At 49.9% G+C, this 451-nt stretch carries 1 pseudogene; it reads left to right on the top strand.

Going from position 1 to position 451, the window contains the following annotated elements:
- Nucleotides 1-451: pseudogene (locus TW84_RS12725) on the top strand (Tricorn protease domain-containing protein); the annotation flags it as partial.

Below are 451 nucleotides of genomic sequence, written 5' to 3' on the forward strand. Positions count from 1 at the left end.
TGGCAGGGTGCAAGTGGCAAGAAACGCAGCCCAAGCCAACGGCCAGCGTCGAACCACCACAAACCCCGCAGTCTGTTGCTGCGCCACCGCTAACGGTTGAAGAGCGGATCGCGGCCAAAAATGCCCAGCAATGGGACGATGGTCGGGTGTATATAACAGAGCATAACTACGTAACTTACGATCCAAACACAGGGAAACCTAAGTACTTTGTTTTTAAGGCCAAAGAGTGGCCCCGAGAAGATCTCAACAACCAAGACTCGTACGATCTACCGCGAGTGGTGTTCTACTGGGATAATGGTACTTACTCTTCTGATGATTTTAATGAGCAACGCGATAAAGTATGGAGCATAAAAACCGATGGCACCGATCTGCGTTTGGTTGCCGATGAATTTAATGGCAAGGTTCGCTTGGTGCGAATGTCACCCAATAACCGTTATCTCGCGCTGGCTTA

The organism is Vibrio neptunius (assembly GCF_000967495.1).
Classification (GTDB): Bacteria; Pseudomonadota; Gammaproteobacteria; order Enterobacterales; family Vibrionaceae; genus Vibrio; species Vibrio neptunius.